This window comes from Hymenobacter perfusus (assembly GCF_003944765.1).
Lineage (GTDB): Bacteria > Bacteroidota > Bacteroidia > Cytophagales > Hymenobacteraceae > Hymenobacter > Hymenobacter perfusus.
On sequence record NZ_RWIU01000007.1, the window covers coordinates 211,699 to 234,109 of the forward strand.

The 22,411-nt window shown below is 60.9% G+C and carries 20 protein-coding genes and 1 pseudogene; 9 read left to right on the forward strand and 12 right to left on the reverse strand.

Annotation, left to right across the window (positions count from 1 at the left end):
• Positions 1–59: 59 nt before the first annotated feature.
• Positions 60–632 (forward strand): O-acetyl-ADP-ribose deacetylase, encoded by a 573-nt coding sequence (locus tag EI293_RS18675; RefSeq protein WP_125440066.1) that lies wholly within the window; start codon positions 60–62, stop codon positions 630–632.
• An 82-nt stretch (positions 633–714) separates the two neighbouring features.
• On the opposite strand, the gene EI293_RS18680 is transcribed toward EI293_RS18675, so the two are convergent.
• The 4 genes from EI293_RS18680 to EI293_RS18695 all read right to left on the reverse strand — a co-directional run bounded on the left by EI293_RS18680 (position 715) and on the right by EI293_RS18695 (position 3,581).
• A complete protein-coding gene (locus EI293_RS18680; RefSeq protein ID WP_125440067.1) occupies positions 715–1,269 on the reverse strand; it encodes a DUF502 domain-containing protein in 555 nt (184 codons plus the stop codon).
• A gap of 138 nt (positions 1,270–1,407) precedes the next feature.
• Complete coding sequence (locus EI293_RS18685; RefSeq protein ID WP_125440068.1) at positions 1,408–2,292, reverse strand: 4-hydroxy-3-methylbut-2-enyl diphosphate reductase; 885 nt, start codon at positions 2,290–2,292, stop codon at positions 1,408–1,410.
• A gap of 138 nt (positions 2,293–2,430) precedes the next feature.
• Complete coding sequence (gene cmk / locus EI293_RS18690; RefSeq protein ID WP_125440069.1) at positions 2,431–3,147, reverse strand: (d)CMP kinase; 717 nt, start codon at positions 3,145–3,147, stop codon at positions 2,431–2,433.
• 41 nt (positions 3,148–3,188) lie between these two features.
• Positions 3,189–3,581, reverse strand: a complete 393-nt coding sequence (locus EI293_RS18695; RefSeq protein ID WP_125440070.1) for a hypothetical protein — start codon at positions 3,579–3,581, stop codon at positions 3,189–3,191.
• 253 nt (positions 3,582–3,834) lie between these two features.
• On the opposite strand from EI293_RS18695, the gene ade reads away from it, so the two are divergent.
• On the forward strand, positions 3,835–5,490 hold the full coding sequence (gene ade / locus EI293_RS18700; protein WP_125440071.1) for an adenine deaminase: 1,656 nt from the start codon (positions 3,835–3,837) through the stop codon (positions 5,488–5,490).
• An 80-nt stretch (positions 5,491–5,570) separates the two neighbouring features.
• Here the strand turns inward: ade and EI293_RS18705 are convergent, their stop codons facing one another.
• Positions 5,571–5,981: a response regulator gene (locus EI293_RS18705; protein ID WP_125440072.1), complete on the reverse strand. Its 411-nt coding sequence runs from the start codon at positions 5,979–5,981 to the stop codon at positions 5,571–5,573.
• 44 nt (positions 5,982–6,025) lie between these two features.
• Positions 6,026–7,000: pseudogene (locus EI293_RS18710) on the reverse strand (PLP-dependent cysteine synthase family protein); the annotation flags it as partial.
• 247 nt (positions 7,001–7,247) lie between these two features.
• Between EI293_RS18710 and sucD the strand changes: the two are divergent.
• From sucD to EI293_RS18725, 3 genes are all read left to right on the forward strand, one after another.
• Entirely contained in the window at positions 7,248–8,129 is an 882-nt protein-coding gene (gene sucD / locus EI293_RS18715; protein WP_044001011.1) for a succinate--CoA ligase subunit alpha, read from the forward strand.
• A gap of 149 nt (positions 8,130–8,278) precedes the next feature.
• Positions 8,279–9,148, forward strand: coding sequence for a hypothetical protein (locus EI293_RS18720; RefSeq protein WP_125440074.1), 870 nt, complete (start codon positions 8,279–8,281; stop codon positions 9,146–9,148).
• A complete protein-coding gene (locus EI293_RS18725; RefSeq protein ID WP_125440075.1) occupies positions 9,145–9,924 on the forward strand; it encodes a hypothetical protein in 780 nt (259 codons plus the stop codon). The genes EI293_RS18720 and EI293_RS18725 overlap by 4 nt, the downstream gene beginning before the upstream one ends.
• Positions 9,925–9,945: 21 nt before the next feature.
• On the opposite strand, the gene EI293_RS18730 is transcribed toward EI293_RS18725, so the two are convergent.
• Entirely contained in the window at positions 9,946–10,683 is a 738-nt protein-coding gene (locus EI293_RS18730) for a hypothetical protein (RefSeq protein WP_125440076.1), read from the reverse strand.
• Positions 10,684–11,121: 438 nt separating this feature from the next.
• Between EI293_RS18730 and EI293_RS18735 the strand changes: the two genes are divergently transcribed.
• The gene (locus EI293_RS18735; RefSeq protein ID WP_125440077.1) at positions 11,122–12,384 is read left to right on the forward strand and encodes a PIG-L family deacetylase; all 1,263 of its coding nucleotides are present in this window, start codon (positions 11,122–11,124) and stop codon (positions 12,382–12,384) included.
• A gap of 71 nt (positions 12,385–12,455) precedes the next feature.
• Positions 12,456–14,342 carry a hypothetical protein gene (locus tag EI293_RS18740; protein ID WP_125440078.1) on the forward strand — a complete coding sequence of 629 codons (1,887 nt, stop codon included), beginning with the start codon at positions 12,456–12,458 and terminating at the stop codon, positions 14,340–14,342.
• A gap of 21 nt (positions 14,343–14,363) precedes the next feature.
• Here the strand turns inward: EI293_RS18740 and EI293_RS18745 are convergent, their stop codons facing one another.
• A complete protein-coding gene (locus EI293_RS18745) occupies positions 14,364–15,095 on the reverse strand; it encodes a porin family protein (RefSeq protein ID WP_125440079.1) in 732 nt (243 codons plus the stop codon).
• A gap of 150 nt (positions 15,096–15,245) precedes the next feature.
• Between EI293_RS18745 and EI293_RS18750 the strand changes: the two genes are divergently transcribed.
• Positions 15,246–16,643 carry a mercuric reductase gene (locus EI293_RS18750; RefSeq protein WP_125440080.1) on the forward strand — a complete coding sequence of 466 codons (1,398 nt, stop codon included), beginning with the start codon at positions 15,246–15,248 and terminating at the stop codon, positions 16,641–16,643.
• A gap of 248 nt (positions 16,644–16,891) precedes the next feature.
• Positions 16,892–17,206, forward strand: coding sequence for a hypothetical protein (locus tag EI293_RS18755; protein WP_148103285.1), 315 nt, complete (start codon positions 16,892–16,894; stop codon positions 17,204–17,206).
• Positions 17,207–17,275: 69 nt separating this feature from the next.
• On the opposite strand, the gene rny is transcribed toward EI293_RS18755, so the two are convergent.
• The 4 genes from rny to pheT all read right to left on the reverse strand — a co-directional run bounded on the left by rny (position 17,276) and on the right by pheT (position 22,321).
• A complete protein-coding gene (rny, locus tag EI293_RS18760; RefSeq protein ID WP_125440082.1) occupies positions 17,276–18,973 on the reverse strand; it encodes a ribonuclease Y in 1,698 nt (565 codons plus the stop codon).
• Positions 18,974–19,106: 133 nt separating this feature from the next.
• Positions 19,107–19,397, reverse strand: coding sequence for a cell division protein ZapA (locus tag EI293_RS18765; RefSeq protein WP_044001001.1), 291 nt, complete (start codon positions 19,395–19,397; stop codon positions 19,107–19,109).
• Between the two features lie 37 nt (positions 19,398–19,434).
• On the reverse strand, positions 19,435–19,731 hold the full coding sequence (locus EI293_RS18770) for a hypothetical protein (protein ID WP_125420402.1): 297 nt from the start codon (positions 19,729–19,731) through the stop codon (positions 19,435–19,437).
• 133 nt (positions 19,732–19,864) lie between these two features.
• Positions 19,865–22,321, reverse strand: coding sequence for a phenylalanine--tRNA ligase subunit beta (gene pheT / locus EI293_RS18775; RefSeq protein WP_125440083.1), 2,457 nt, complete (start codon positions 22,319–22,321; stop codon positions 19,865–19,867).
• Positions 22,322–22,411: the final 90 nt, after the last annotated feature.

Below are 22,411 nucleotides of genomic sequence, written 5' to 3' on the forward strand. Positions count from 1 at the left end.
CTTGAACCGTCAAAAAACCCGCCCGAACTGTTTCGGGCCGGACGCATCTGTTTTGCTTTATGTCTGCTCCTCTTCCCGACTGGCGCACCGCCGCCCACCGTTTCGGCCGCGTACTCCTTTACCGTGGCAACATCACCCACCTCGATACCGACGCCATTGTGAATGCCGCTAACTCCAGCCTGCTGGGCGGCGGCGGTGTGGATGGGGCCATCCACCGGGCTGGTGGCCCCGAGATTCTGGAGGCCTGCCGCCGCCTGCGGGCCGGGCACTACGGCCGGGGCCTGGCCACCGGCGAGGCCGTGCTGACCACCGGCGGCCGGTTGCCGGCCCGCTACGTCATCCATACGGTGGGGCCGGTCTGGAACGGGGGCCACAAGCGGGAGCCGGAGCTGCTGGCCAACTGCTACCGCAACTGCCTGCGCCTGGCCGTGGAAAACGGAGCCCGCAGTCTGGCCTTCCCCGGCATCAGCACCGGCATCTACGGCTACCCCAAAGCCCAGGCCGCCGCCATTGCCGCGCACGAAGTCCGGCAGTTCTTAGCTCGGCACGAGGATCTGGAAGTCACGTTCGTGGTGTTCGACGAAGAAAGTGAGCAGCTGTACAATGGTGAAATTGTGAGTAGTGAGTGGTGAGTGGTGAGTTTGACGTAACACTTGCGCGGACCGAACATCAAACTCATCATTTCACTATCTCACCATTTCACCATTTCACCACTTACCCCAGCCGCGAGACGCCGCCGGAGACGATGAACTTCATGACTTCGGAGCTGGGCAGGTCGAGGTAGGTAACGTTCTGGACGGGTACCAGCACCAACTCGCCCGAGAAGTTATAGGAATGCGGGAAGTAAACGGCCAGCAGGTCGTCGCGGTGGATGGCCTGCATACCGGGCTGGGTGACGAAGCCCATTTTGAAGGTTTGGTCCGTGGCACTCATCCGCACCAGCACCGGGCGGTTAAACTTCTGGTTGTCGCCCACAAAGGCGTCGAACAGATCCTTGAGGCTGGAGTAGATGATGCTTACCAGCGGCGTGCGGTGCAGCAGCCGCTCGGTGATAATCAGGAACGGCCGCACCAGAAACGACTTGGCCACGAAGCCCACGGCCGTTATCAGCAGCACGGCCACCACCAGCCCCAGGCCCGGCACATCGAAGCTCAGCCCCGCAAACAGCTCATTCAGCCAGCGCAGCAGCGCGTACAGAATGTAAATCGTCAGCCCGATGGGGGCCACAATCAGAAATCCGCTGAGAAAGTAATTGAGCAGACGCCGCATATGCTGGAACAGATTAGGGCTGGCAAGTTACAGGAACGGACACCATAGAAACTGTCATTCCGACGCGGGAGGAATCTGGGTTTACCGTTCTCACAGTTTGACCCAGATTCCTCCCGCGTCGGAATGACAGTTCTTTACCTACGCTACGTGCTCGGCTACTTCCTCAATGCGGTCCTTCACGCGCTGCATCAGCCACATGGGGGTGCTGGTGGCCCCGCAGATGCCAACTGATTCGGCCTCGTGGAACCACTCATCCTGTAATTCCTCCTCGTTTTCCACGAAGTAGCTGCGCGGGTTGGTTTTGTTGACCACCGAGAACAGCGCTTTGCCGTTGGAGCTTTTGCGGCCACTCACGAAGATGATAACGTCGTGCTCCACGGCGAATCGGGCCAGGGCTGGCTCCCGGTTGCTCACCTGCCGACAGATGCTGTCGTTGGCATCAAACGACTCCAGGGAGCCCCCGGCGGCCCGAATCCGGTCCTCCATCACGGCTTTCATGTGGTAGAAGCCGGCGGTGCTCTTGGTGGTCTGGCTGAACAGGGTCACGGGCCGGGAGAAATCCACCTGATCGAGGTCCTGCTCGGTCATGACGATAATGGCCTGGTTGAGCGTCTGGCCCGCGAGGCCGGTTACCTCAGCGTGGCCGGGCTGGCCGTATAGCACAATCTGGCCGTTCTGGCGGGTACTGGCGTCGAAAGCGTGCTTCACGCGGTTCTGCAGCTTGAGCACCACGGGGCAGGAGGCGTCAATCAGCTCGATGTTGTTGCGCAGGGCCAGCTCGTAGGTAGCCGGCGGCTCGCCGTGCGCCCGAATGAGCACCTTGGCGTCGTGCAGCTCCTCCAGCTGCTCCCGCTCAATGATGCGCAGGCCCAGCGCGTGCAGGCGTTCTACCTCCATGCGGTTGTGCACAATGTCGCCGAGGCAATACAGCGTTTCCTGCTGGGCCAGTTCGTCTTCGGCCATCTGAATGGCAAACTCAACGCCGAAACAGTAGCCGGAATTCTTATCGATGGTGACGTTCATGAGCTCCTTAATTTAGGGCAACCCGGCAAGAATCCCTCCCCTACCGTGCGGCCGAGTGCGCCTCTAGCGAATCCTGTGCCTCAACTCTATTAACAACAGCCAAAAGCCGAAATTTTCTTCCTGCCAGACCGTTGCTGCTTATTTTATTTCCTTCGGTTCCCAGCCAGCCGACGCCAACGCGAACAGCTTGGCCGACACGCGTTCCAGCACGAAATCTACCTGCTCATCAATCATCATGTGGGTGGTGTCGAGCAGCACAGCATCGGGGGCGCGGCGCAGGGGGCTCTCGGTGCGGGTGGAGTCGAGGTGGTCACGCTTGCGCAGGTTTTCCACAATGTCTTCCACCGGCACCAGCTCGTTTTTAGCGGCCAATTCCTCCTGCCGGCGCAACGCGCGGGTCAGCACCTCGGCAGTCATAAACACTTTCACTTCGGCATCAGGGAAAACGGTGGTGCCAATGTCGCGGCCGTCCATCACCACGCCGCGCTTGCGGGCCATGCGCTGCTGCTGCCGCACCATGGCGTGGCGCACCGCCGGAATCCCCGAAACCTCGCTTACCAGGTTGGAAATGCGCATCTGCCGGATTTCGTCTTCCCGCACCACGCCATCAAGGCACAGCTCGTTGCGGCCGGTTTTGCGGTTGCGCTTGAAGGCAATCTGCATCTCGTGCAAGGCCTGCTCTACGCGGGGCAGGTCGGCAAAATCAATGGCGTGTTCCAGCAGGTACAGCGTCACGCCCCGGTACATGGCGCCGGTATCAATGTAGGCGTAGCCCAGCTCGGCGGCCACGGCCTTGGCAGTCGTGCTTTTGCCGCAGGAAGAATAGCCGTCGATGGCAATGACGATTTTTCGCATGACAGGTTCGCTGCTGGGCTCAGACTGACGGAAAGGACTCACTAAATCCAGGATTTACGGCCCGGCTTGGCGGCCAGGCGCTCGGGTACACCCGCGAAAAACGTGGCTACTGACTGGGCCAGGCCCTTGGTCAATTGCTCGCTTACGCGGTAAAAAGGGTTGAAAAAGCTGGTGCCGTTGAGGCCCACGCCGGTACTGCCATCGGGGCCTTTGGCCCACCCGCCGCCGTACTCCGTTACGAGGCACTGGCCCAGGAAGCAGCCCAGCGCGGTAATCACGCCCTGGCGGTCGGCTTCCTTGATCGTAGTGCGTTGGACCTCGATGAACTCGGCTAGGCGCTCCACGGCGGCGGCATCATACTGGTTGACGTGCAACTGCTGGCGCACGGCTTCCGCGGCGGCTACCAGCGCGGCAACGGGATTTTGGTCGGGCATGAACTACGGGTTAGTGACTTTCGCAGGGACACGGCAGTTTGCCGAACTTGGCTTTCCGCTTCATGGAGGCAGTTTTTTTCTGCTGCGGCGAGCGGGTAGCACAGCCCGCCGTTAGCAGGCCCGAGCCCCCGAGCAGGGCGGCCAGTAGCAAAGTCACAATCTTTCTCACGGCGCGGATTTTCGGCAAATATACGGTTCTTTACCCGTTAGCCGCCCTGCGGCCGTACTTTTCACCGTGCTTCCCTCCTGTCCTATGCCCGCCGATTTTCCGCTTCAGGCCAACGTTATCAACTTGTTTCAGAACACGATAACCCCGGCTACGCTCCACGTTGCCGCCGGCCGCATCCAGCGCATTGAACCAACCGGGGCCGCAGCTCCCGACCCCTCCCTGCCCTACGCCCTGCCCGGCTTCGTGGACGCCCACGTACACGTGGAAAGCTCTTTGCTGGTACCCTCCGAGTTTGCCCGGCTGGCCGTGGTGCATGGCACCGTGGCCACCGTCTCCGACCCCCACGAAATCGGCAATGTGCTGGGCGTGGCGGGCGTAAAGTACATGCTAGAGAATGGGGCGCAGGTGCCGTTTAAGTTCTGCTTCGGCGCGCCGTCCTGCGTACCCGCGACGCCTTTTGAAACCGCCGGGGCCGAAATAACCGCGCAGGACATCGAGCTTTTATTCAAGGAGCACCCCGAAATCGGCTACCTGGCCGAGATGATGAACTGGCCGGGCGTGCTGAACCGCGACGAGCAGGTGATGGAGAAAATCCGGCTGGCGCAGCAGTACGGCCGCCCCGTGGATGGGCACGCCCCCGGCCTGCGGGGCGAGGATGCGGCCCGCTACGCCTCGGCCGGCATCAGCACCGACCACGAGTGTTTCACGGCCGAGGAGGCGCTTGATAAGCTGGCCGTGGGCATGAAGGTGCTGATCCGGGAAGGCTCGGCGGCCCGCAACTTTGAGGCCCTCATCGACCTGCTGCCCGCGCACTACGAAAACCTGATGTTCTGCTCCGACGACAAGCACCCCGATACGCTGGTGCTGGGCCACATCAACCAGCTGGTGCAGCGGGCCGTGGCCCGGGGCCAGGAGGTGCTGCAGGTACTGCGTGTGGCCTGCCGCAACCCCGTGGAGCATTACAACCTGCCGGTGGGCCTGCTGCGCGAAGGCGACCCGGCCGACTTCATCGTGGTGGATAACCTCACCGATTTTCCGGTGCGCCAGACCTACCTCAATGGCGAGTTGGTGGCCGAAAACGGCCGAACCCTGATTCCGGCTGTGCCGGTGGCCGTGGTCAATAACTTCGACACCAACCCCACCGCGCCCGAGGACTTCCAGCTCTCCGCCCCACAAGCGGCGGCCACTGTACGCGTTATCGAGTGCTTCGACGGTCAGCTCATCACGGCCCGCCACGACCTGCCCGCCCGCGTGGAAAACGGCCTCGTGCTGCCCGAGGTGGCGCGGGACGTGCTCAAGCTCACGGTGGTGAACCGCTACCACGCCGCCCCGCCGGCTGTGGCCTTCATTCAGGGCTTTGGCCTGAAAAGTGGGGCCCTGGCCAGCAGCGTCGGCCACGATTCCCACAACATCACGGCCGTGGGCTGTGATGATGCCAGCCTGGCGCGCGCCGTGAATCTGGTGATTGAGGCCCGGGGCGGTCTGGCCGTCGTCGCGCCCGACGGGCGGGAGCTGGTGCTGCCGCTGCCCGTGGCCGGCCTCATGTCGGACCAGGAGGGCTACCATGTGGCCGAGGCCTACGCCGCCGTGGATGCGCTGGCGAAGGAGCTGGGCTCTCCGCTCCAGGCCCCGTTCATGACGCTTTCCTTCATGGCCCTGCTCGTCATCCCCAGCCTCAAGCTCAGCGACAAAGGCCTGTTCGACGGCGAAGCCTTCCGGTTCGTGGAAAACGTGGTGTAAGGATATAAGTCAAAGAGAAAAAGTAAATGCCCCGAACGGTCCTATCGTTCGGGGCATTTACTTTTTCTCTTTGACTTAACTTAAAACCGCTTTTTGAGCAGCTTTTCCATCTTTTCCTCGGTCAGGGGCTTGGCCAGGTATTCCACGCCTTCGTACTGAGCCACGCGGGCGGTATCGGCGGCGTGCATAGAGGTGGTGAGCACGGCCATAACGGTTTGCTCGCGCACGGAATCGGGCAGGGCGCTGTAGAGTTTCAGAAACTCGAAGCCATCCATGCCCGGCATTTTCAGATCCACGAACACCAGATCGGGCGCGTCCTCGGCTGGTACTTCGCCCTTGGTGCCGCCCCAGATCTGCTGGTAGGCCTGTTCGGCTTTGGAGAAAGTGTGTACCTGATCGGCCACTTCCAGCCGGCTCAGCAGCCGGTTATTCAGGAAGCTAGTCGTTTCGTTGTCGTCTACCAGCACGACGTTCCGCAGCTTTCGGGCCATAATCGGGTTTTGTTGATGAAGTAAGATAAGTGGCGGCGGGCTTAGAGCCAACCCTGCGCCCGCATCCAGTCGTCGTTGTAGATTTTGCCCAGGTAGCGCGTGCCGTGGTCGGGCAGCACGATGACCATCGTATCGCCTTCCTGCAGGTGCTCTCTGGCGTATTCCAGCGCCCCATGTACTGCCGAGCCGCACGACCAGCCCACGAACAGGCCTTCTTCTTTAGCTAAGCGACGCGTCATGACGGCAGCGTCCTGATCGGTTACTTTGATGAACAGGTCAATCAGGTCGAAGTTAACATTCTTGGGTAGAATATCTTCCCCGATACCTTCCGTCTTGTACGGATAGATTTCGTTCTCATCGAAAATGCCCGTCTCCTTGTATTTCTTGAACACGGAGCCGTAGGTATCCAAGCCCACCGCTACCACGGCCGGATTCTGCTCCTTCAGGTACTTGGCCGTGCCACAGATGGTGCCGCCGGTACCCACGCCACAGGCCAAGTGCGTAATGGTACCCTCGGTCTGCTTCCAGATTTCAGGGCCGGTGCTCTCATAATGCGCCGCCGTGTTCGACATGTTGTCGTACTGGTTGGGGTAGAACGAGTTAGGCGTTTCCTCGCTCAGGCGCTTGGCCACTGAGTAGTAGGAACGCGGGTCCTCGGGGGCCACGTCTACGGGGCACACCACTACCTGCGCGCCCACGGCCCGCAGAATATCCTGCTTTTCCTTGCTCTGCTTGTCGCTCATCACGAAGATGCAGCTGTAGCCTTTGGCAATGGCGGCCAGGGCCAGGCCCATGCCGGTATTACCGCTGGTACCCTCGATGATGGTGCCGCCGGGCTTGAGCAAACCGGCTTTTTCGGCGTCTTCCACCATTTTCACGGCCATGCGGTCTTTCACCGAGTTGCCGGGGTTGAAGTATTCCACCTTGGCCAGCACGGTGCCTTTGATGCCGTCGGCGACGCGGTTGAGTTTCACCAGCGGCGTGTTGCCGATGGCCTCAACGATGTTATTAAAGTACATGGGTGAGAAGGGTAAGCGGTTTTGAGAGAGAGGGCCGCAAAGGTACGGATTTCGGGTGGGAGCGGCAGGGTGCCGCCCGCAGATAGCCGCCAGGTCCGGGCCGCGCCGCTCAGATAGTGTGTTTCCGTGGGAATGACAAACAATGCTTCGCCCGACAGGCAAAAAAGGCTACTTTTGCGCACCGTCGGTTTTGCCCGGCGGCTTAGTACCCCACCCTCAACCCGCATCTTCCGCTAACCCCACTTCTATGAGTGTTCTGGTAAACAAGAATTCCAAAGTGATTGTGCAGGGCTTCACCGGCTCCGAAGGCTCGTTTCACGCCCAACAGATGATTGAGTACGGCACCAACGTGGTGGGTGGCGTAACGCCTGGCAAAGGCGGCTCGCAGCACCTGGAGCGTCCCGTGTTCAACACCGTGGCTGAAGCCGTAGCCGAAACCGGCGCCGATACCAGCATCATCTTCGTGCCGCCGGCTTTTGCCGCCGACGCCATCATGGAAGCTGCCGACGCGGGCATTAAAGTTATTGTCACCATCACCGAAGGCATTCCGACCAAGGATATGATTGCGGTGAAGGAATACCTGAAGGGCCGCGAGGGTCTGCGCATGATCGGGCCGAACTGCCCCGGCGTAATGACCGCCGGCGAGTGCAAAGTGGGCATCATGCCCGGCTTCATCTTCCAGAAAGGCCGCGTAGGCATCGTGTCAAAATCGGGCACGCTGACTTACGAGGCCGTTGACCAGCTCACCAAAGCCGGCCTGGGCCAGACTACGGCCATCGGCATCGGCGGTGACCCCATCATTGGCACCACCACCAAGGAAGCCGTGGAGCTGCTCATGAACGACCCCGAAACCGAGGGCATCGTGATGATCGGTGAAATCGGCGGTGGCATGGAAGCCGAAGCTGCCCGCTGGATCAAGGAAACCGGCAACAAGAAGCCCGTAGTAGGCTTCATTGCCGGCCAGACCGCGCCTCCCGGCCGCCGTATGGGCCACGCTGGTGCCATCGTAGGCGGTGCCGACGACACGGCTGCCGCTAAAATGGCCATCATGCGCGAGTGCGGCATCCACGTAGTGGATTCGCCCGCTGAAATCGGCGACACGATGCTGCGCGTACTGGGCGCGAAGTAACCTTCGCTCGACTACCTGCTTAACCGGCCGCTTCTGCTACGCAGGGGCGGCCGGTTTTTTTTAGGCTATGTCACATTTTATTCGATATACACTATATACTTGCGGGCCTGGTCCGACAGTGGTTTGCTGTGTTATCCGACTGCTTCCTTATGCTTTTATCTTCCTCACTGCTGTTGCTTACTGCCTACCCCGACACGGCTCACACCCGCCAGCACCTACCCGAAGTGGCCGTGCACGCCCAGCACCGGACGCTAACCTTGCGGGCACCCGGTGAAACAAAAGGACTACACACTGCTTTTGGCCGGGAAATGACGCCCGGGCGGGCGGTAGCCGTGTGGCACGGGCCGCCCGATACGGCGCGAGTGTACGTGGTGCGGGCAGTGCGGCTGCGGCTGGGGTCCCGTCTGCCGGAGGCAATGAAAGACTTGCCCAAAAACCGTCGTAACCTGCCCGAAGGCCGCCTGCACCTCTGGCTCAGCCCGGGCACCAATGCCAACGGCCCCGCCGCCGAACAGAATCTGCTGCCCCAGAAACTGCTGCTTACGGACGAAACGGCTGTGGAAAAGCACGGCTGGCTGCGGTTCGATGTCTCGGCTCATCGGCTGGTACTGCCCCGGTCCGGCACGTTTGTGGTGGCCGAGGGCCTGCCCACCACGGCTACCGAAACCTTCTTGCGCCACCGGATACTGACGACTCCCTACGACGGCCGAACCCCACCGCAGGATCTGAATTTTCAAAAAATACAGCCGGGCACCAGTACCCGCTCCTACCGGTACGAGGAACTGCGCCGCCCCGATGGCAGCACGCGGCTGGTCGCCACGGCGTCCTTCCCCACGCTGGCGTACCGGCTGGTCGCTACGGCCGCCGACTGTCGGTCCTGGATTCTGGTCAGCCGACGGGGGCAGCCTCCGATATGGCAGTCGGTGCCGCAGGATATGGCTCCCATGCGCAAGGCCAATCCGGACGCATCCAGTGCCGACTACAACTATGAGCTGGAACTGGAAGTAGAGGAATTATGAAGCGGTATCTGTTCTTCCTGCTGGCAATACTCAGCCCGTATGCGGCCTGTTCTCAGCCCACGGTTACGGACTCAGTACACACCATTGCACTGCCGGAAGTGGCAGTGCAGGGGCGCTTGGTGAAACAGGTAGTCAGTACCTTTCACGGCAGCTACATTCGGGGTACCCGCCCACTATTACCGCAGCAGCGCTGCGTTGTGTGGCTGCCGGCGCCAGACTCCGGCCGGCTTTACACCCTCACGGCCCTGCTGCTCCCGCTACACCAGCGGTTTACGGCGGGGCGTTTACAGGTGAGCCTCCACCAACGGGGAGCGGAAGCAGAAATGCTGGGGCCCTCACTACTGAAACAGCCTTTTCTGTTTGCGCCGCCTGATTCCATTCCCAAGCGCCGGACGCAAGTACGGCTGAACTTACTTCCAGAGCACATTCAATTGCCGACGGCCGGAGTATATGTAGTGCTGGAGAGCCTGCCGACAGCGGAGGATGAAGTGTTTATCCGGCGTGCTTACATCCAACGACGCAAAACTAAGAAGGACGGTTCAGCTGTAGTGCAGCCATACATCCTTACCCGGCGCGGCACTGACACTACCACCATCTGGACCTCTACCGATGCATTTCCGAAGCTGTGCCAGAGTCCGGCGGGCTATGTTTCGAATACCTGGATGCGCTGGGCACCACATCTGCCCTACAAGCGGGAAGGCGTACAGACGTTCCGGGGTAAATCGGTGCAGGCGTTTGATACGGTGGTCATGCTGGAGCTGGAGCCGGTTGAGTAAAACCCGCAACGCTACGGGGAGCTAACGATTCTTCGGCCGCATAGCGGGCTGCCAGCCGATACCGATACTCAGTAGCGGCGTGGGCACCCCGGCCACCTCCCAGCGGGCATCGCCTACCCTATCCGGAATGGCTAAGGAGCGGGAGGAATTGCGCAGAGAGCTAATGGACAGGCCGAGCGTACTCTGGGCAAACCACTGCTCACTCCCAAACAGCCATTGCCGCCGAAACAGCAGTACTTCATGGCGGAAGGACCCGAAGTCGGCTAGCGCCACCGCATCCTGGCTAACCTGATAGAACTCAACGTACGCCAGCCGATACGTCAGGCCCAGCCAGCTGTTGGGTAGCTCCCAGGCCGCCCCAACCTGCCCGAATAGCTTACTGGTACGCCCCTGCACGTCGTCGCAGCCCCAGAGGCAGGTGCGTCGGCGCGTAACGCCTAGGCCGCCGCCTCCGATGACCGTCAGCAGGCCATTGGTGCCGAACTCCCGGTAGCCACCAATGCCGAACTCGCCCTGACGGGTGCGCAGGTAGGTATCCCCCCCCGTTTTCACGCCTACCGTTCCGGCCCCGGTCAGCAGCATGTGCGGGGCCGGCGAATACGCCCCCACCGCTTCCAACCGCCCCGAAAGTTGCATGCTGGCGTGTATTTCAGCCTGCCCAACCTCCGTAAGCAACGGCATGGTTGGCTGCACGGGAGCATAAACGGTGCAGCCTCCCAAAATCAGGCCGATGACAGGCAGCAGATACGAATACCACATATAGCACAACGGATACTTTCAGCAAGAGTACTCATCCGGCAGCAAGCGGCAAAATTACTTCTGCCGGCTTTCCGGGTTTTCTGCTTGATGGTGCTGCTTCCCGGTTCAACGGAGCGCTGCAGCCAAAGGCCGGTTTCTGAACCTGGCGCATATTTCCGCGAGGTTTCACCAGCCTATTCTCCCTGTTCAGCGGCGTTTTCGACTGGCAGTCGGGTGTGGCAGGCAGCCCGCTTTGCTCATCTTATCGACCGGCAATTACGACCGGCTATTTATTGCAAAACCCGGCCAAACAGGCTCTCTACCGTTTTATACAGATCATTGGCTAGCTCAATTCCGTCGTTGGGCTAAAGAACAAACCATGAAGAGAAAATCCCCGCATCTGAACCGATAACTTTGGAAGTACAGGGACTCCCCTCACCCTGCTCCCACTGCTACCGGATGACAAAAAACCTACTCTGGATTCTCCTCTTAGGAATAGTATACCCGCGCCCGACAGCCACTTATGCCCAAACCGGTAGCCCCGCGCCGCCATCCTGCTCCACCACCCAGTCCACGCCCAAATGGACGGCTGTTCTCACGGCGCACCCCGATGACTGGCAGCTGTTCATGGGGGCAGCCGTGTGTGAGGAAGTACGCCACCCGCGCCGCAAAACAGTTTTCATCTGTCTGACGGGCGGGCAGGCCAATGAGCCGGCGGATGCCTACTGGCAAAGTCGCGAAGCGGGCCACCGGGCATCCGTGCGGCAGGCCGCAGACTTGTTCGCTTCGGCTGCCAGCACTGCCGCGGCGGTTACCCGAGTGGTTATCAATGGGCATAGCATTGATGTGTACCGTTACCAAAATACGGTAGCCTGCTATCTGCACCTGCCGGATGGTGGGGTAAACGGCCGGGGGCTGGCGCGCGGTAATTTTCAGAGCCTGCAGCAACTGCGGGATTATGGCCGCCCGCTTACCCCGCTGAATGGCGGGGCACCTTACGTTTCGTGGGATGACCTGAGCCAGACGATTCGCGGCCTGCTGGCGCGGGAAGCCATCAAAGGCCAGCTCACCCTGCACATTCCGCAGGCCGAAGCACGGTGCAACCCCGGCGACCATTCCGACCATTACCTGGCTGGCGCATTAGCCCAGTACGCCATGCGGCAGCAGGAATGCCGTTTTTTTCAGTACGTGGGCTACGATGTAAGCCGCCGGCCCGTCAATCTGACGGCCAGTCAGCAAAACAACCAGCGCCAGGTGTACAAGGCCTACTGCCAGACAATGACTGAGCAGCGCCAGGGCGACCCCTGGGATACGAAGCATCTGGCTTTCATTGGCCATCAGTACGTGCAGGTGAAACACCAGACCGGCCAACTGCTGCAGCCCGAACGGCCCGTTATTGCCTCTTCCATCTCCGATGAGGAAGTGGCGCAAGATGAGGATGCGCTCCTGGATGAAAAGCTGAACCTGCTGCCCAGCTACCCGAATCCATTTGCCCAATCCAGCTTACTGGTGTATCAGCTGCCGCTGCCAGCCGCCGTGTGGCTGCGGGTGCTGGATATGCAGGGCCGCGAAATTCTACTGCTGCAGAACGGCACTATCCAGCCGGCTGGCCAGCACGAGGTATGGCTGGACGTCCAACGCTTTCCGGCGGCCGGCAATTATGTAACTGAACTGCGGGTTGGCCGGCACAGACGGCTGCGTACCGTGTCGGTAATACGGTAGGTACCCCGCCCGAATAATCTGTCAATTGTTTCCCCGGCGTGAGCTTCTGCTTACGCGCTCCACTTCACGGTATGCGTGCTTCATTCGCGACGGTTTGGCGCTGGCGGCCCTCTCGTGTTCTTCTGCTGGCGCTGGCCCTGCTGTTTCAGGCCCTGCTGGTTATGCGGGCTTTCGGGCAGCTACTGCTGCAGCCGGGCCAGCATCTGCTGGTCACCACACAGGACGGAGCCAAAAACTACTTCACCTTTCAGGCCTACATTCAGCAGCCCTGGCAGAACGGCTTAGGCTGGTTTGGCCAGATGAATTACCCGTTCGGAGACTACGTCTTTTACACCGATAACACGCCTTTGCTCGCCATTCCGGTCCGGCTCTGGTCCCATTATATTTTCGACCTCACGCCCTACGCGCTGGATGTGTACCACTGGCTGCTGGTGCTAGGCTTCTTTGGGAGTACGGCCCTGCTAGTGGCTATTCTGCACCGCTTGGTGCGGCATTGGGGACTAGTGCTCGTTTTTGCCGTGGTTTTGCCCTGGCTGAATCCGCAAACCAGCCGCCTGCTGGTGGGCCATTTCAACCTGTCGTACAGCTGGGTGGTGCTCCTGGCCATCTGGGGCCTACTGGGGCTATACGAGCGGGCACAAGCCTGCCGGCCTATCTGGCGGTGGGTGCTGGGACTGGGGCTGGGTTTTATTGCGGCCGGCCTGGCTCACTTGTACTATCTTCCTTTGCTGGCACTTACCACGGCTGGTTTTTTTGCGTGGTGGCTGCTTCCACGCCAGCAATGGCGGTCCTGGTCGCTCAGCGGAGCCGGGTTGCTGCTTACGCTGGTGCCGTTTGCCGTGTGCTTTCTGGCTGTTCGCCTCTCCGACGGCTATTACGCCTTGCGCAGCATGGAGGCAACGGGCTTCAACTTTGCGCCATGGAAGCTCCAGCTTTCCGCTCTGATCCGAACGAACAGCTACGAAACCGTGCATTTCTGGCTGGAACCCCGGGAGCAGCCCACTTACGAATCGGTGGCGTACCTGGGGGCGTTTGCCTTGTTTGGGCTGACGTTTTTTGCCGGAGCATGGGTGGTACGCAAACCTGCCACTCAACGCTTTTGGGCGGCCTGGCGAGCAACACCCGAGCGGGCTTTTCTGGGCTTGCTCCTGGGCGCGGCCCTGGTTGGGCTGGCAGTGTCAATCGGAACCGAATACAGCGTAGCCGACGGCCAGTATACCTTTCAGAACTACTTCAGCGCATTTTACTACCTGCAGAAGCTGACTGCCGCCGTTACCCATTTCCGGGCAGTAGCCCGGTTCAGCTGGCCGTTCTTTTGGGCCGTGAACCTGCTCGTGCTGGCCGGACTCGATTTCTGGCTGCGCTTCAACCGCTGGCCCGGACGCTGGGCCGTGGTGGTGGCACTGGTTGCATTGGCTCTGCTCGATACCCGCGACACGGTAAAGCACTACCGCAAATCACTGCTGCCCAATGTCCTCACCAACGAACAGGAGTTCCCGGAGCTGCAGCCGCTGTTGCAGCAAGTACAACCCGGGCAGTATCAGGCCATTCTGCCGGTACCGTTTTTCCATGTAGGCAGCGAGGATATGGCCCTGACCGTGGATGATGACAATGCGCACTCCCTCCACGCCTACCAGCTGGCCCTGCGCACCAACCTGCCTCTGATGGCCAGCAAGCTTTCCCGTACGCCACAGGTGCATATTCAGCAGCTGCGCAGCATCTTCAGCCCTCAGGGCCCGACGCCCGAGCTACGCCGGCAGCTACGCGCGGCAGGCAAGCCGATTCTCGTGTTATTCGACCAGAGCTACTATAATGGCACCAACCTGTTGAGCAGTCAGCAAACCAACCCCCAGGCCCGGCAGCTCATCGAAGCCGGAGCCGCCCTACCCGCTCAGCAGCAGCTTATCCTCGTAGCCGAAGCCGGCAACCTGCGGCTATACCGCTGGGACGTACGCTAGCACTCCACCGCCTCTTTTTTCTCATTTCCCCCCACTCTGCCCGCCCACGTTCACCACCAGCCCGAACTGGAACACGGAGTTGGCGGCTTTCAGAAACTTGCGGTGCCGCAGCCCGAAGTTGCTGCCGCTGATGAGCTGAAAATCCAGCGGGCCGATGAGGTTGATGCGAGAATAGGTGATGGGCTCCAGAAAGATGTTATTTTCGGAAGCGTGGGGCTGGCCATCGAGGCGGAAATCGGTGAGCGTGACGTAGCTGGCGCGCAGGGCCGTGCCGTAGGTCACGGGCCAGTCGCGGCCCAGCACATGGTAGGTTTTCTTGTCCTTGGAGGTGTAATTTACCTGCACAAAGTACTTATCGAGGCTGCCTTCCAAGACGCGGGTGATGCCTTCGGCGGGCGTGCGCTCCACGCGTTTGGTGTGGCCCAGGCCGTAGCCGCCGTACACTTCCAGCACCCGCGAGTCGCGCAGGCGGGTGTAGTAGCCCAGGCCCAGCTCACCGAAGTCGTGGTCCTCAGCCCGCTTCTTTTTATCGGTGTGCAGAAACGAAGCCGAGCCCATCACGCCCAGGTGGTCGGTAACGGCGTAGGCGCCCTGCACCGCGGTGTTCTGGCTGAAGTTGGTGTAAATGCCCCCGCTCCACTCGCCCTTCTGCGTAAGCAGCGGCACCTGCGGCGGCGGCGGAAAGTATAACGAGGAGCAGCTGGCCAGTATGGGCAGCAACAGAAACGCAACGCGACGAAGCAGGTACAGCATAGGCAGCGGAAGGTAGGAAGTTGGCCTCAGAACGTCGGCAGTTGGGTTTCGTTGTGCAGCTTTTAGGGCCGGCCCGACAGTTTGCCGGGCGGATGCGTATAGAGCCTGCCGCCCCGCTCCGTGGCGGCTCATCTTCTTCCGCCCCTGCGTATGCCCCGTCCTACTCGTTTTGATGCTATTATTATCGGCTCCGGCCAGGCCGGCAACCCACTGGCCACGGCCCTGGCCAAGGCCGGTCGCCAGGTGGCCGTAATCGAAAAATACCTACTGGGCGGCTCCTGCATCAACTACGGCTGCTCGCCGGTAAAAGCCTTGTTGTCCTCAGCTGAACGCGTCCATCAGGTCGCCACCGCCGCCGACTACGGCGTGCGGGCCAGTGCGCCAAAACCCGATTTTCCGGCCATCATTGCGCGTAAGGATGCCATCATCCAGCACAAACGCGACGGGGTACGCGCCAACCTTACCGAGGAACAAACCGGCATTACCGTACTCATGGGTCACGCCCGCTTCCGGAGTCCGCGCGTGCTGCACGTACAGTTGAACAGCGGCGGCGAGCAGGAGCTGACGGCTCCGCTCATTTTCATCAACACCGGCACCCGGGCCGCCGTGCCGCCCATTGAGGGATTGGCCGAAAGTGGCTTCCTCACGAACGTGGACATTCTCGACCTGAAGCAACTGCCCGAACACCTGCTGATTCTGGGTGGGGGCTACATCGGGCTGGAGTTCGGGCAGATGTTCCGCCGCTTCGGCAGCCGCGTCACTATCATCGACGCGGCCAAGAACCTGCTGGAGCGCGAGGACGACGACGTGTGCAAGGCCATGCACCAGCAGCTGGAAGCCGACGGCGTGGAGTTCGTGCTGGAGGCGGAAGTCCGCCGCGTGTCGCGCAACGCCGATGGCGAGTACACCCTCACGGCCAGTACCCCCGACGGGGAGCGGCGGCTGCGCGGCTCCCACCTGCTGGTGGCCGTGGGCCGGGAGCCCAACACCGACGACCTGGGCCTGGAAACGACCGGCGTGGAAACCGACGAGAAAGGCTACGTGCTGGTGAACGAGCGGCTGCAAACCAACGTGCGCGGCATCTACGCCCTCGGCGACGTGCACCCCGGCCCCCAGTTCACCCACCTGGCCTACGACGACTACCGCGTGGTGCGCGACAATATCCTGCACCGCAAGCGCCGCTCGGCCAAAGCCCGCCCCCTGCCCTACGTGGTATTCACCCAGCCCCAGCTGGGCCGCATCGGCCTCAGCGAAAAGCAGGCCCGCCACGAAAAGCGCGATTACCGCGTAGCCACCATGCCGGTTCGGGTAATTGGCCGGGCCCAGGAAACGGGCTTCACCACCGGCTTCATGAAAGTGTTGGTGGATGAGAAAAGCCACATCCTCGGGGCCACCATCTTCTGCGAGCAGGGCGGCGAAATCATGTCGATGATCCAGCTGGCCATGGCCGGCGGCCTCACCTGCGACGATTTGCAGAACACCGTATTCGCCCACCCCACCTGGGCCGAGGCGCTGAATAACCTGTTTGCCAAGCTGGTTAAGGCGTAGCATCTGAAGCGTGAGTAGTCGTTGCTGAATAAATGCTCGAGCCGCTTCTTGTCAGTTTTTTTCCTCTTTGAGTTCAATACCGATTTACCCGTATGAACTGCCGACATTTTGGCTTTCTGACGACGCTGCTTGTTTCGTCGACTTTGGCAGCGTGTGAGTCGAATACTCCACCTGCTTCCGCCGCCGCTGGGGCAGCCCCTTCCGATACTTCCCGCGTGAGTACTTCTGTCCCACAACCTGCCAGCCCCATGTACGCTGGCACGTACGCTGGCACGTACGCTATAAAGGATACCACGATCTGTCCGCTGTCCATAGCCGTTACTCAGCAGGGCAGCCACTACACGTATACCTATCAGGGTACCCGGGGGCAGGTGGAAGTAGTCAATGACGGAGCCGAAACCTACTTTACGTTCATTGGCCTGAAGGGCCAGGAACCAGAGGAAGATATTACCGCCGCCTGGCAGGATAGCGTGCTCCTGATCCAGAACTATGGCAACTCGATGAACGAATACACCCGTTTCAGCAACTGCGACGCGAAATACTTGGAGCTGTACCGACAGTAGCACCCACCAACGAAAACAGCCCCCGTAGCCGTAGCTGCGGGGGCTGTTTTGCGTTGAAAAAGCGGCGTACTACTTAGCGTAGGCCACGGCGCGCATTTCACGGATAACGGTGATTTTGATCTGGCCGGGATACTGCATTTCCTTCTCGATTTTCTGGGAAATTTCGTAGCTCAGCTCCTGCGCCCGTTCGTCGGTTACGTTCTCAGCGTCCACCATCACGCGCAGCTCGCGGCCGGCCTGGATGGCGAAGCACTGGTTCACGCCTTTGAAGCCGTTGGCGGTTTCTTCCAGCTGCTTCAGGCGCTTGATGTAGCTCTCCATCATCTCGCGGCGGGCACCGGGGCGCGAGCCACTAATGGCGTCGCAGGCCTGTACCAGGGGCGAAATCATGGCCGTCATTTCCATCTCGTCGTGGTGGGCGCCGATGGCGTTGACCACGTCGGGGTGCTCCTTATACTTCTTGGCCATTTCCATGCCCAGGATGGCGTGGGGCAGCTCGGGCTCCTCGGTGCTTACTTTGCCGATGTCGTGGAGTAGGCCGGCGCGCTTGGCGTGCTTCACGTTGAGGCCCAATTCGGCGGCCATAGTGGCGCAGAGGTTGGCTACTTCGCGGGAGTGTTGCAGCAGGTTCTGGCCGTAGGAGCTGCGGAAGCGCATGCGGCCCACCATCTTGATCAGCTCGGGGTGCAGGCCGTGGATGCCCAGGTCGATGATGGTTTTCTCCCCGATTTCCACGATTTCCTCGTCGATGTTCTTGCGGGTCTTAGCCACAATCTCCTCGATGCGGGCCGGGTGAATCCGGCCATCCTTCACCAGCAGGTGCAGGCTTAGGCGGGCCACCTCGCGGCGCACTGGGTCAAAGCCCGAAATGATGATAGCCTCGGGCGTATCATCTACGATGATTTCGACGCCGGTAGCGGCTTCCAGGGCCCGGATATTCCGGCCCTCACGGCCAATAATCTTGCCCTTCACATCGTCCGACTCGATGTTGAAAATGCTCACACAGTTTTCAATGGCGTGCTCGGCGGCAGTGCGCTGGATGGTTTCCAGCACGACTTTCTTGGCGTCCTTGGTGGCCGTGAGCTTGGCCTGGGCTACCACGTCCTTGATGTAGGAGCTTGCCTGAATCTGGGCTTCGTTCTTGAGGCTTTCCACCAGCTGCTCGCGGGCTTCGGCGGCCGTGAGGCCCGAAATGGTTTCAAGCTGGGTGGTTACCAGCTGAATTTTCTCGCTCAGGCTCTGGCGGGTTTCCTCCAGCTCCTGCTCCACTTCCTGCTCACGCTGCTCCAGTTTGGCCAGCTGATTTTCGAGGGTGACTTTGCGCTTTTCCTCCTGGGCTTCCAGCTTCTCGCGCTGCTGCTGGGCCTGCAGCTCTACTTTTTCGCGGGTGGCGTCCAGGTCTTTTTCCTTGCGCTGAATGGTTTCCAGCTGCTTCTGGGTGGTCAGGCTGAGCTGCTTGATGCTTTGCTCCTGCTCCACTACAGCGGCCCGGCGCTCGGTCAGCTCCTGGTCAAGGGCCTGCTTCTGGCGGCGGCTTTCCTGCTCGAATTCCTGCTTGAGGGTGCGGAATTTATCTTTCGACTGCTGAATCCGCTCGTCGCGGGTGCGGGTGGCCTGGGCTTCGGCCTCAGCCAGCAGCTGCTGGGCGCGGGCTTTGGCGTCGGCTTCGTGGTCCTGGCGGGCTTTGCCCGCCAGCTGGCGCCCCAGTACCACGCCTACCACAAGGGCAAGCACGGCCGCCAGGACAATATAAAGAGTTTCGGACATGAGCTATAAGAGGGGGTTAAAGGAAGAAAGAAACCCATAGCTCCGTAGAAACGCCAATGCCCGCGCAGGCAGCAGGGCCGATTGCCCCGCCCTGCTCGGGCTGCTACTTCGCGTTGCGGCAAGCCGCTCTCGGCTACACCAGCACCATTCCCGACAACAGCGTGTCCAGGCGCGCGAGGCGCTCGGTCAGGGCCGCATCGGTTCCGTCCTTTTCCTTGCTGACCTTCAGGCGGTCAGCCATTGTTGATAATGCAATCATGGCCAGCAGATCCTGCTTATCCTGAATGCCGTACTGTTCCCGAAATTCCTTCAGCCGCTCGTTCAGCAGCCGGCCTGCCAGGCGCAGGCGTTCCTCGTCCTCAGGGCTTACCCGCATAGGGTAATCCCGGTCGGCAACGCGGATTTTGATGGATAAATCGGACATCAGCAGCCAGTGGTCGGTGGGGTTGGGGTGGTGGTGGTTACTCCCTCAAATAGGCAAGGCACTTATCTATTTCTCGGATGTATTCGTTGAGGCGAAGTTTCAGCTCGTTGACATTGGCCGGTTCCCCGGCTATGGTATTGACAAGTTTAGTGATATTCTCCTGATTCTGGAAATCCTTCAGCTGCCGCTCCCGGTCGCGCACGTCGGCCTGGAGTTGCTGAATGGTGGTTTGCGAATCGGCCAGCTCCTCGCGCAACTGCTGATAGGCAGCCACTAAGGTGGTTACCTGCCGCTCCAGGCGGTCGAGTTGCGCAAGCTGCTGGGTGGAGGCCATTTTTTGGTTTTTGGTTATTCGTTTTTGGTTGGTGGTTTTTTAGCAGCACGTCATTCCCCGGCAAGCGCGGAATGATGTGCGGTAGTCCGTGGTCAGCAAGCCAATAACCAAAAACCACCAACCAAAAACCAATTTACCGCCGAATTACAGCGCCGGCCTGCTGCTCGAACTGCTGGATGAGGCGGTTCATCACCGAGTCGATGGCCTGGTCGGTGAGGGTTTGGGCGGGGTCTTGCAGGAAGAAGCTTACGGAATACGACTTCTTGCCCTGGCCCAGGTTGTCGCCCTCGTACACGTCGAACACGTTCACCTGTTGCAGGAGTTTCTTCTCGGTGCGGCGGGCAATCTGCTGGAGCTGGTCGAAGGTGATGGTTTTATCGACTACCAACGACAGGTCGCGGCGCACTTCCGGGAACTTGGGCAGCTCGCGGGCCACCAGCGCGTTCTTGTACTTGCGCATCAGCCAGTCCCAGTCCAGCTCGGCGTACCACACCGGCTGGCTCACATCAAGGCGTTTAAGCACCTGCGCCGATACGGCTCCGAGCTGGGCCACCGGCTGATTCTGGGCCAGCAGCGTGAGGCCGCCCGCCAAATACGGATGCTGCACTGGCTGCGACGTGGGCTGCGGGAAGCCCAGCGAAGCCAGCACCTGCTGCACCGCGCCGGCCAACTGGTGGTACGTACTCTTGTCCGATTTCTGCTGCCAGGTTTCGGGGGCCGTGTTGCCGGTGAGGTAGATGACGAGCTTGTTGTGCTCTTCGTACTGACCACCGGCCTTCTGGCGGTAGGTTTTGCCGAACTCGTACAGCTTCAGGTCGCGCTGGCGGCGGTTCACGTTGTGGCGGATTACCTCCAGACCGCTGGGCAGCAGGCTGGGCCGCATCACGTTCAGCTCGGCGCTGTTGAAGTTGAGCAGGCGCACCAGCGTCTCGTCTGGCTCTCCTTCCTTCTCGAAATAGAGCGAGTTGGTGATGGAGTTGGTAATGATTTCCGAGAAACCCTGGCCGCTGAGCAGGCGGGCCGTGTTCTGGCGGATGATTTCGGGGTCGGGATTCGGAAACTGAGCCAGGTACGAGGCCGAATTGTGGGGGCGCAGTGCCACGTGGTTGTAGCCGTAGATGCGCAGGATTTCCTCAATCACATCGGCCTCCCGGGTCACGTCCACCTTGTGCGGCGGCACCGACAGAATCCAAGTAGTTGTTGGTTGTTGGTTGTCAGTTGTTAGTTGTTCGTCAGTCAGTTCTTCGCTGATGAGGATATCGAGGTCCGTCAGAATCTGGCGAATGCGCTCGGGGGCAATGAACTGGCCCACCAGCTTCTCCACGCGGGGCAGGCGCAGGCGCACAGCCGTGTGGCCGATGTGCGCGGGGTACTCGTCCACGATGGGCGCGGCCACGGTAGCGCCGGCCACTTCCTGGAGCAGCAGGGCCGCCCGCTTCAGCCCGATAAGCACCATATTAGGGTCAGTGCCCCGCTCGAAGCGGAAGGAGGCGTCGGTTTTAAGTTGGTGAGTCTGCCCGGTTTTGCGCACCACGGCCGGCGCGAAGTAGGCGCTTTCCAGGAACACGCGGGTGGTGGCTTCGCTCACGCCCGAAGTTTTGCCCCCAAACACCCCAGCCAAGGCCATCGGCGTACCGTGGGCATCGGCAATAACGAGGTCTTCGGCGCGCAGAGTGCGTTCGGTGCCGTCGAGGGTGGTGAACTTCTCCCCTTCCGTGGCCCGCTTTACGCGGATCTGGTTACCGGTAATCTGGTCGGCGTCAAAGGCGTGCAGGGGCTGGCCCAGCTCGTGCAGCACGAAGTTGGTCACGTCCACCACGTTGTTGATGGGCGAAAGGCCAATGCTGCGCAGGCGGCGCTGCAGCCACTCGGGCGAGGGACCTACCTGCACATTCTCCAGCAGCAAACCAGCGTAGCGCGGAGCAGCAGCGGCGTCTTCCAGCGTAACCGCAATAGGCGCGGCGGCCGTAACCGGGGCGTGGAAGCCGCTGATGTCGGGCAGGTGGCAGGGCTGGCGCAGCAAGGCGCGCAGCTCCCGGGCCACGCCGTAGTGCGAGGCGGCGTCGGCGCGGTTCGGGGTCAGGCCGATTTCCAGCACCGCATCGGAACCCAAGCCGAAGTACTCGGCGGCGGGCGTGCCGTTGGGCTGGTCGGTGGTCAGGACCATAATACCGGCGTGCGACTGGCCCAGGCCGATTTCGTCCTCGGCGCAAATCATGCCCTCCGACGCCAAGCCCCGGATTTTGGACTTCTTGATTTTAAACGGCTCCCCTTCCGAGGGGTACAGCATAGCGCCATCGAGGGCCACCACCACGCGCTGGCCGGCGGCCACGTTGGGGGCGCCGCACACAATCTGACGGATGGTGCCGTCGCCCACGTCCACGGTGGTGACGCTGAGCTTGTCGGCATCGGGGTGCTTTTCGCGGGTGAGTACGGTGCCGAGTACCACGCCGCGTAGGCCGCCGGGCACGCTTTCCAGCTCCTCAATACCTTCCACTTCCAGCCCGGAGCCGGTGAGCAGCTTGCCAATCTCCTCGGCGGGTTTATCGGTGGGAATGAGCGTGCGGAGCCAGTCGAGGGATATTTTCATCAGTTAGGAGTTGCGGGTTGTCAGTTGTCAGCTGCGGGTTGTCCGTTGCCAGTGCAATCCTGATAACTAACAACGAGCTACTGGCAACTG

Coding starts and splice junctions, on each gene's coding strand:
- EI293_RS18675 (WP_125440066.1), top strand. CDS start 60: ATGTCTGCTCCTCTTCCCGACTGGCGCACCGCCGCCCACCGTTTCGGC.
- EI293_RS18695 (WP_125440070.1), bottom strand. CDS start 3,581: ATGCCCGACCAAAATCCCGTTGCCGCGCTGGTAGCCGCCGCGGAAGCC.
- EI293_RS18770 (WP_125420402.1), bottom strand. CDS start 19,731: ATGGCCTCCACCCAGCAGCTTGCGCAACTCGACCGCCTGGAGCGGCAG.
- EI293_RS18730 (WP_125440076.1), bottom strand. CDS start 10,683: ATGTGGTATTCGTATCTGCTGCCTGTCATCGGCCTGATTTTGGGAGGC.
- sucD (WP_044001011.1), top strand. CDS start 7,248: ATGAGTGTTCTGGTAAACAAGAATTCCAAAGTGATTGTGCAGGGCTTC.
- rny (WP_125440082.1), bottom strand. CDS start 18,973: ATGTCCGAAACTCTTTATATTGTCCTGGCGGCCGTGCTTGCCCTTGTG.
- EI293_RS18685 (WP_125440068.1), bottom strand. CDS start 2,292: ATGAACGTCACCATCGATAAGAATTCCGGCTACTGTTTCGGCGTTGAG.
- pheT (WP_125440083.1), bottom strand. CDS start 22,321: ATGAAAATATCCCTCGACTGGCTCCGCACGCTCATTCCCACCGATAAA.
- EI293_RS18740 (WP_125440078.1), top strand. CDS start 12,456: ATGCGTGCTTCATTCGCGACGGTTTGGCGCTGGCGGCCCTCTCGTGTT.
- EI293_RS18705 (WP_125440072.1), bottom strand. CDS start 5,981: ATGGCCCGAAAGCTGCGGAACGTCGTGCTGGTAGACGACAACGAAACG.
- EI293_RS18745 (WP_125440079.1), bottom strand. CDS start 15,095: ATGCTGTACCTGCTTCGTCGCGTTGCGTTTCTGTTGCTGCCCATACTG.
- EI293_RS18765 (WP_044001001.1), bottom strand. CDS start 19,397: ATGTCCGATTTATCCATCAAAATCCGCGTTGCCGACCGGGATTACCCT.
- EI293_RS18725 (WP_125440075.1), top strand. CDS start 9,145: ATGAAGCGGTATCTGTTCTTCCTGCTGGCAATACTCAGCCCGTATGCG.
- EI293_RS18720 (WP_125440074.1), top strand. CDS start 8,279: ATGCTTTTATCTTCCTCACTGCTGTTGCTTACTGCCTACCCCGACACG.
- EI293_RS18755 (WP_148103285.1), top strand. CDS start 16,892: ATGTACGCTGGCACGTACGCTGGCACGTACGCTATAAAGGATACCACG.
- EI293_RS18680 (WP_125440067.1), bottom strand. CDS start 1,269: ATGCGGCGTCTGCTCAATTACTTTCTCAGCGGATTTCTGATTGTGGCC.
- EI293_RS18750 (WP_125440080.1), top strand. CDS start 15,246: ATGCCCCGTCCTACTCGTTTTGATGCTATTATTATCGGCTCCGGCCAG.
- cmk (WP_125440069.1), bottom strand. CDS start 3,147: ATGCGAAAAATCGTCATTGCCATCGACGGCTATTCTTCCTGCGGCAAA.
- EI293_RS18735 (WP_125440077.1), top strand. CDS start 11,122: ATGACAAAAAACCTACTCTGGATTCTCCTCTTAGGAATAGTATACCCG.
- ade (WP_125440071.1), top strand. CDS start 3,835: ATGCCCGCCGATTTTCCGCTTCAGGCCAACGTTATCAACTTGTTTCAG.